7 protein-coding genes are annotated in these 8,353 nt (G+C 62.7%); all 7 read left to right on the plus strand.

Annotated features, from left to right (window positions below; genetic code table 11):
* The first annotated feature begins 4 nt into the window (after nucleotides 1–4).
* Entirely contained in the window at nucleotides 5–1,918 is a 1,914-nt protein-coding gene (gene dnaG, locus ACVWZA_RS15590; RefSeq protein ID WP_457312170.1) for a DNA primase, read from the plus strand.
* Complete coding sequence (gene rpoD, locus ACVWZA_RS15595) at nucleotides 1,918–3,948, plus strand: RNA polymerase sigma factor RpoD (RefSeq protein ID WP_457312171.1); 2,031 nt, start codon at nucleotides 1,918–1,920, stop codon at nucleotides 3,946–3,948. Before dnaG ends, rpoD begins: the two co-directional genes overlap by 1 nt.
* A 506-nt stretch (nucleotides 3,949–4,454) precedes the next feature.
* Nucleotides 4,455–5,363, plus strand: a complete 909-nt coding sequence (locus tag ACVWZA_RS15600) for a hypothetical protein (RefSeq protein WP_457312172.1) — start codon at nucleotides 4,455–4,457, stop codon at nucleotides 5,361–5,363.
* Between the two features lie 182 nt (nucleotides 5,364–5,545).
* On the plus strand, nucleotides 5,546–6,211 hold the full coding sequence (locus tag ACVWZA_RS15605) for a DUF6975 family protein (protein ID WP_457312173.1): 666 nt from the start codon (nucleotides 5,546–5,548) through the stop codon (nucleotides 6,209–6,211).
* A gap of 80 nt (nucleotides 6,212–6,291) precedes the next feature.
* Nucleotides 6,292–7,146: an AAA family ATPase gene (locus ACVWZA_RS15610; protein WP_457312174.1), complete on the plus strand. Its 855-nt coding sequence runs from the start codon at nucleotides 6,292–6,294 to the stop codon at nucleotides 7,144–7,146.
* A gap of 114 nt (nucleotides 7,147–7,260) precedes the next feature.
* Nucleotides 7,261–7,536 carry a hypothetical protein gene (locus ACVWZA_RS15615; RefSeq protein WP_457312175.1) on the plus strand — a complete coding sequence of 92 codons (276 nt, stop codon included), beginning with the start codon at nucleotides 7,261–7,263 and terminating at the stop codon, nucleotides 7,534–7,536.
* A 118-nt stretch (nucleotides 7,537–7,654) separates the two neighbouring features.
* Nucleotides 7,655–8,230, plus strand: a complete 576-nt coding sequence (locus ACVWZA_RS15620) for a CHAP domain-containing protein (protein ID WP_457312176.1) — start codon at nucleotides 7,655–7,657, stop codon at nucleotides 8,228–8,230.
* The last annotated feature ends 123 nt before the right edge of the window (nucleotides 8,231–8,353 follow it).

Here is an 8,353-nt window from a genome sequence, read left to right on the forward strand (position 1 = left end):
GAAGGTGAGCCTCTCCCCGCAATTTCTCGACGAACTGCGCAGCCGCACCCTGCTGTCGGCGCTGATCGGTCGCACCACCAAGCTGCAAAAGGCGGGCAAGGAATATCGCGCCTGCTGCCCGTTCCATAACGAGAAGACGCCGAGCTTCTACGTCAACGACGATAAGGGTTTCTATCACTGCTTCGGTTGCTCGGCGCATGGCGACGCGATCAAATGGCTGACCGACCAGCGCGGCCTGCCGTTCATGGATGCGGTCAAGGAACTCGCCCAGGCAGCGGGAATGGAATTGCCGGCGATGGACCCGCGTTCGGTCGAAAAGGCCGAACGCGCCAAGGGCCTGCATGAAGTCTGCGCCGACGCCGCGGGATGGTTCACCGATCAGCTTAACGGCATCGCCGGCGCCGAAGCGCGCGCGATCCTCGAAAAGCGCGGCATCAAGGCGGCGACCGCCAAAGAATTCTCGCTTGGCTTCGCGCCCGATTCGCGCGGTAAGTTGAAAGACGCGCTGAAGGATTATGGCGACCCGCTGCTGGTCGAATCCGGCCTGCTGATTTCGGTCGAGGGCAAGGAGCCGTATGATCGCTTTCGCGGCCGGCTGATGATCCCGATCCGCGATCCGCGCGGCCGCACCGTGGCATTTGGCGGGCGGATCATCGGAGACGGCGAGCCGAAATATCTCAATTCGCCCGAGACCCCGCTCTTCGATAAGGGACGCACACTCTACAATCTCGACAAGGCCGCCGCCGCGAGCCGCAAGGCGAACCGCATCCTGGTGGTGGAGGGGTATATGGACGTCATCGCCCTCGCCCAAGCGGGCTTTGGTGAGGCGGTCGCGCCGCTTGGCACCGCATTGACCGAAGCGCAGCTCGAACGGCTGTGGCGCCTGTCCGATGTGCCGATCCTGTGCTTCGATGGCGATTCGGCGGGGCAAAAGGCGGCGATCCGCGCCGCCAACCGCGCCATGCCGATGCTGGGCCCGGGGCGCAGCCTCGCTTTCGTGACTTTACCCGAAGGCCAGGACCCCGACGATCTGGTCCGCGCCAAGGGCGCAGCCGCGTTCGAGGCGCTGATCCAGGCAGCCGAACCTTTGGTCGATCGCCTCTGGTCGCATGAGCTTGCCGCCGAGCCGCTCAACACCCCCGAACAAAAAGCCGGGTTCAAGCGCCGCTTCACCGAACTGGCCAATGCGATCGCCGATCAGGACGTGCGCACCGAATATCTCGCCGAATTCCGCCGCCGCTTCGCAAAGCTCTATGAGCGCGAACGCAAGGAATGGACGCCCCGCCCGCCCTTCGTGCCGGGCAAGCGTGGTGGCCCCAGGGACAAGTGGAAAGCGCCGATCGGTCCCGTCTCTGAGCGCGTAAAGGGTGTCGGCGTCACCGGCATCGACCGTATCCTGGCCAAGGCTGTGCTCGCCGGCCTGATCCGCCATCCAGCCGAAATCGCGCGTCATATGGAGGTACTCGGATCGCTGAAACTGGCCGATGGCGCGCTTGGGCGATTGTTCGAAGCGGTGATAGATTTGGCGGTAGAAGACGCAAATAATGGCGGGGCGCTTGATAGCGAGGGCCTTCTCACCATATTGGCGTCATCTGAATTTGATATAATCGCGCACGACCTGCTGCGGGCCGATCAATTATCGTGTTCGTTTACGCAAAAGGATGCAGAGCCGGAAAGGGCACGCGACGACCTCGACGAGGCAATCGCGATCCTGGTGGCTCGACCTGAAGTGGATGCGGCACTGGCCGAGGCAACGGCGACGATGCAAGCGCGTTATTCCGATGCTGCGTTCGATTTGGGCGCGGCGTTCGAACGGCAAAGCGCGCTGGTGAAGGAACAACAGGCGCTCGACGCTCGACTTGCAAATCTGGTGCAGGCGAACGAAGACGCCAGGGCTTTTAGTACCGAGGGCAATTAATGGCGAAGACTGATATGGCGGACGGCGCTGACACGACCGAAAACAGCGACGCTCCGCTGATCGACTTGAACGACGCGTCGATCAAGAAGCTGGTCGCGCGCGCCAAAAAGCGTGGCTACATCACTTACGAGCAGCTCAACGAAGCGCTGCCGCAGGACCAGATGTCTTCCGATCAGCTGGAAGACGTCATGTCGGCGCTCAACGAAATGGGCGTCAACCTCGTCGAGAATGACGAGGCCGGCGAAGACGGCGAAGATAATGAGCAGGCCGAGGACGAAGTCGAATCGGTCGACACGGCCGAGGAAAGCGCGCCCGCGCTCGACGTGAAGAAGAAAGAGATCATCGATCGCACCGACGATCCGGTGCGCATGTACCTGCGCGAGATGGGCGCGGTCGAACTGCTCAGCCGCGAGGGCGAAATCGCCATCGCCAAGCGCATCGAGGCCGGCCGCGACACGATGATCCTGGGATTGTGCGAAAGCCCGATCACCTTCAACGCGATCATCGACTGGTCGAACGCGCTGAACGAAGGCACGATGCAGCTGCGCGAGATCCTCGATCTCGACGCAATGCTGTCCAAGGACCCCGCGCCCGAATCGCTCAGCGACGACGATGACGGATCATCGGGCGAAATCTCCGAAAAGACCGCCGGCCCATCCTTCAAGGAAGAAGAAGAGCCCGAAGAGGCGCCCGCCGAGGAGGAAGAGGATTCGATGCAGGAGCGGCGCACGCCGCGTCCGTCCGATGACGAGGAGGAGGACAACACTCTTTCCCTCGCGCAGATGGAAGAGCAGCTGAAGCCGCAGGCGCTGGAGCGCTTCGCGAGCATCACCGCGCTGTACAAGAAATTCTCCAAGGTCCAGCAGTCGCGCCTCGAAGCAATGGGCGCGGGCGGCGAATTGTCGAGCGCGGACGAGCGCAAATATCACAAGCTGCGCGAAGACCTGACCGCCGAGGTCGAGAGCGTCCAGTTCCACAATGCGAAGATCGAATATCTCGTCGATCAGCTTTATGCCTTCAACCGGCGCCTGACCGCGCTGGGCGGCCAGATGTTGCGCCTGGCCGAGCGTCACAAGGTGCCGCGCAAGGATTTCCTCGATCGTTATATCGGCCATGAGCTGGACGAGCAGTGGATTGCCGGCCTGGGCAAGCTCGACAAGAAATGGACCGCGTTCGTCGAGAACGAAACCGACGCGGTCGACCGCATCCGCATGGAGATCGCAGAGATCAGCCAGGCGACCGGCATGTCGCTCGCCGAGTTCCGCCGCATCGTCAACATGGTCCAGAAAGGCGAGCGCGAGGCGCGTATCGCCAAGAAGGAAATGGTCGAGGCCAATTTGCGCCTCGTCATCTCGATCGCCAAGAAATACACCAATCGCGGCCTGCAGTTCCTGGACCTGATCCAGGAGGGCAATATCGGCCTGATGAAGGCGGTGGATAAGTTCGAATATCGCCGCGGGTACAAGTTCAGCACCTATGCGACCTGGTGGATCCGCCAGGCGATCACGCGATCGATCGCCGATCAGGCGCGCACCATCCGTATTCCGGTGCACATGATCGAGACGATCAACAAGCTGGTGCGGACCAGCCGCCAGTTCCTCCATGAGCAAGGCCGCGAGCCCACGCCCGAGGAAATGGCCGAGCGGCTGTCGATGCCGCTCGAAAAGGTTCGCAAGGTGATGAAGATCGCCAAGGAGCCGATCAGCCTCGAAACGCCGATCGGCGACGAGGAGGATTCGCATCTCGGCGATTTCATCGAGGACAAGAATGCGATCATTCCGGTCGACGCGGCAATCCAGGCCAACCTCAAGGAAACCGTCACGCGGGTTCTGGCGAGCCTGACGCCGCGCGAGGAACGCGTGCTGCGCATGCGTTTCGGCATCGGCATGAATACCGATCACACGCTGGAAGAAGTCGGCCAGCAGTTCAGCGTGACGCGCGAGCGTATTCGCCAGATCGAAGCCAAGGCACTGCGCAAGCTCAAGCATCCGAGCCGTTCGCGGAAAATGCGCAGCTTCCTCGACCAGTAATCGATCGTTCCGGCGAACAACCGGCACGTCAATCCAAGTTGCCGGTGGCGGCAGCGTAGAGCCGGACGGGGTGCCAACCAGGCCCCCGGCCGGCTCTTTCGCATAGCGCGGCGGGTCGAGCGACTTTCGGTCAGCAAGCGCAAATGAAACCCCGGCGGAAGGGGACCATTCTTCCGCCGGGGCCGCACATCCCCTATTGGGAAGAAGTGCCGGCCCGCCTCGCCGACGCGCGGGATGTGCGCCGGTCCAATCGGGCCTCGGTCGGGGTACCCGGCGCATGCCGCTTTCCCTGCCGTTATCCGGTTGTAGGGCACGTATCTTTACCGTCATGGAACATGTGCCGGCGGTGGAACCCATATTTTGCGACAAAGGATCAACGATCCCTGCGCCGTTTCCCAATAAACTTGGTCCGTTATGGATGATTTATCTGGCAACCATGTAGCAATGCTTGCCCACTTTGGACGAATTACCTTGCGTCCGGCGATCTGGAGGGTCTCAATCATGGCATGAACACACCCGCTGAGATCATCCCGTTCGATCCGCCCCGTGATCATATTGTCACCGCATCGGATCTCGTCCGCCATTTCGGCATCTGGCAGGAGCGCGCGATGCGCTCGCCAATCTATATACTGCATCGCGGACGACCCCGACTGATCCTCACCTCGGTCGATGTGATGGACGCGCTGTGCGCCCCGCACGCCGTCGGCGCCGGTGATCGCGACATGGGTATCACCGCATTGCTCGATGCGGTCGACGACATGGTCATCATCGCCGATGCTGATCTGCGCATCACCGCGGCCAGCCGGTCCGCGCGCGGTTACTTTGGCGCATCGGTCGAACCGGGCCGGGCAATCGACCTGATCGGGCCCGACGCAGCGCGACTTTTCCTGGCCGAGGCGATCTACCGCGTCGCAGCCTCCGGGCTCGATGAATCGCTCGACCTCCCTTCGGCACGCTATGGTAATCGCAGCCTGACGATCGCGATCAAGCCGCATCCCGGCGGCGTGGCGCTGTTGGTCCATGACGTGACCGTCACCAGCGATCTGCGCGACGCCGAGGCCGAACGGCGCGCGACCAGCGAGACGATCGCCGCGATCCCCGGGGTAGCGCGTGCGCGGATCAACCTGCGCGGTTATATCGACCAGCCCGATGCACCGCTCGCCGGTCTTTCAGGCTTGTCGATCGAGGCCTTGTCCAGCGTCCGCTTCGTGACGCTGCTCGACATCGCCTCGCGCGTTGCGGTGGCGGAATCGATCGAGGAGATGATCGCCGGCGGTCACCCCCGCGCGGTCGCCGGCACGCTGCTGGTCAATCGCGGCGAGCCGGTGGCGGTGCGGATCGGCCTGGCCGCACTGCGACGCGGTGCGGCGATCGAGGCGGTATCGGCGATGATCGTCTCGCAACAGGCCGCTTGACCGATCCTCGCCGAACGGCCTGATCCGGACAATCTGTCCCGGTAATCTGCCCCAGGTATTTGGTTGAGACAGGCTTAATCGCTAATACACCAGGTCTTTACGTGCTTCGGTATATGCCATGACCCGACAAAGGGGTTCGAGCCGGTATCGTCCGGCTCGCGCACACAGGTGCTCGGGAAAACATGGCTTTCGATTCGGCACACAGCGTAAGGCGCGACAGCGGTTGGGGGGTCATCGCCCTGCTCGCCGACGCCGATGGCAGCGCGATGCACCCGATGCCGCGAATCCTTGCCATGCGGCAAGTCGCGGTGCGCGATTTCGCCGATTGCGTCCATACGCTGTGCGCGCTCCACGGCGCACACCCCGGCATGATCGATCTTGCCGCGATCCGCAACGCACAGCCGCGCGCGCTCGACTGGCTGGTCGAGGCGGCCGACGGCTTTGCGGTCGAGCGCAATTATCTCGCTACGCTTACCGCCGCTGCCGGCCCCCTGCCCTCGACCCCCGGCCAGGCCGAATCCGAAGCGGCAGTGGTCGGTCAGCGTCACGCGCTGGAAATGCTCGCCCAGTCCGAACGCGCGGGCTGCGCGACCGGGGCGGCGATCGCGCTGGTACTCGACTGGAAAGCGATCCGCGTCACGCTGGACGCCGCTGCCGACCGGTTCGGCGTCACCCCCCCGCCCTGGGCGCTGCCGATCGAGGCCGAGATCGCCACCGTTGCCGCCTCGCTCGGCGAAACCCCGGGCGTCGAACGCGCGATGGCATTCGGCGCGCAGCAGCTGCTCGCCCAGCATCGCGGGCTGTGGGATCTGCTCGACGCCCGGGCGAGCGCACGCAATCATCTGTAAGTCTTGAATCGCGCGCTTGCGCGGTGACACTTATTCCCTCTATCGCCAAACCCGGTATTCAAATGAAACGGGATTGCGGCATGAAGCGCTTCGAGGGCACCCAGAGTTATGTCGCGACCGACGATCTGAAAGTCGCGGTCAATGCGGCGGTCACGCTGCGTCGCCCGCTGCTGGTCAAGGGCGAACCCGGCACCGGCAAGACCGTCCTCGCTTATGAAATCGCCAAGGCGATCGACGCCGAGCTGATCGAGTGGAACATCAAGTCCACCACCAAGGCGCAGCAAGGCCTTTACGAATATGACGCTGTCGCCCGGCTACGCGACGGCCAATTGGGCGACGAGCGCGTCCACGACATTTCAAACTATATCCGCCGCGGCAAATTATGGGAGGCATTCACCCGCCCCAAGCCGCCGGTGCTGCTGATCGACGAGATCGACAAGGCGGACATCGAATTCCCCAACGACCTGTTGCAGGAACTCGATCGCATGGAATTCCATGTCTATGAAACCAAGGAGACGGTGAAGGCAGCGGAGCGCCCGATCGTCGTGATCACCTCGAACAATGAAAAGGAATTGCCCGACGCGTTCCTGCGCCGCTGCTTTTTCCATTATATCAAATTCCCGGATCGCGACACGATGCAGGCGATCATCGACGTCCATTTCCCTGGCATCCAGAAAATCCTGGTCAACAAGGCGATGGACATTTTCTACGACGTTCGCGACGTGCCCGGCCTGAAGAAGAAACCGAGCACCAGCGAACTCCTCGACTGGCTGAAGCTGTTGCTGCACGAGGACATGCCGCTCGAAGTGCTGCAGAACCGCGACCCGACCAAGGCGATCCCGCCACTGCATGGCGCGCTGCTCAAGAACGAGCAGGACGTGATGCTGTTCGAACGGCTCGCCTTCATGGCCAAGCGGCAGCAGAACAAGGGCTGACCCTGGCAACCACCATCCCGACGCTCGACCGGTGAAAACCGACGCTCGACCGACATTCAGTTGCCGCCCAGCGCCACTGAGCTAGCCCGACGCCCTGTTCAAGGGAGTTTCGCCATGCGGAGTCTGTCAGTGCTGCTGTTTCTTGTCACTGGCCTGTGCGTCGCCGCGTCGGCGATGGCGCAACAGCCAAGTGACACCGCACGCGCCAAGCCGGCGAAGGAAAAGAAAACCTGCCGCCCGATAGTCGGGACCGGCACGATCCTGTCGCGGCCCTTCTGCCTCACCAAGACCGAATGGGCGGAATTCGATGCTCGCAACGAAGCAGATGTCGATACGGTGCGACGGGCGAGGGGATCCGGCATGGACTTCGAAAAACCCGTGGCCAGATGACGATAGGGATGTCGGCAGGCCCATGTCGCGTTCGAGGCGATCGGATATGATGGTAAGCAGCTTCTAAACCACGCCTCCCAACGCTTTCACCACGCGAAACCGGCAAGGATTTGCCGGTATGGGACGCTTATCTTCCCGCCTTGTATGGCTCGCCGTCGCGGTTTCGACCGTCAGCACCCCCGTGGGCGCAACATCCCTGCTCGACTATGTCGGCGAATGCGTGCCCTTTGCGCGCGCCGCGTCGGGCATCCAGATCTATGGCGATGCCTGGACCTGGTGGGATGCGGCCGAGGGCAAATACCGGCGCGGCGACAGCCCGAAGATCGGGGCGGTCATTGTCTTTCGCCAATCCGCGCGACTGCGCCTCGGCCATGTCGCGGTGATCAGCCGCGTCGTCACCAAGCGTGTGTTGATGGTCACCCATGCCAACTGGTCGCGCCAGAATGGCGAGCGCGGCCATGCCGAGCAGGACGTGACCCTGACCGACGTGTCGGCCGACAATGACTGGAGCGCGGTCAAGGTCTGGTACCGCGACACGGACGGCCTCGGCAGCACCGTCTATCCGGTCTATGGCTTCATCTACGGCATGCCGGACAAGACGGCCGGCCGCGCCGTCACCAAGGCGCACAGCGCGCCGGAGCTCAGCGGCAACGATCCGGACTATGTCGGCGCGCTGATCGACGTCTATCGCTGAGTCCTGTTTACCGGCGCTAATTCTCAATCTAGTGGATTGATTCCAACGTTTGGTGCCCGCGCCTGACAGCTGCGATAATGTGATCGGGATCGGCCTTCCAGACGAACGGTCGTGGTTCTTGAT

Source organism: Sphingomonas sp. UYAg733, assembly GCF_054057355.1.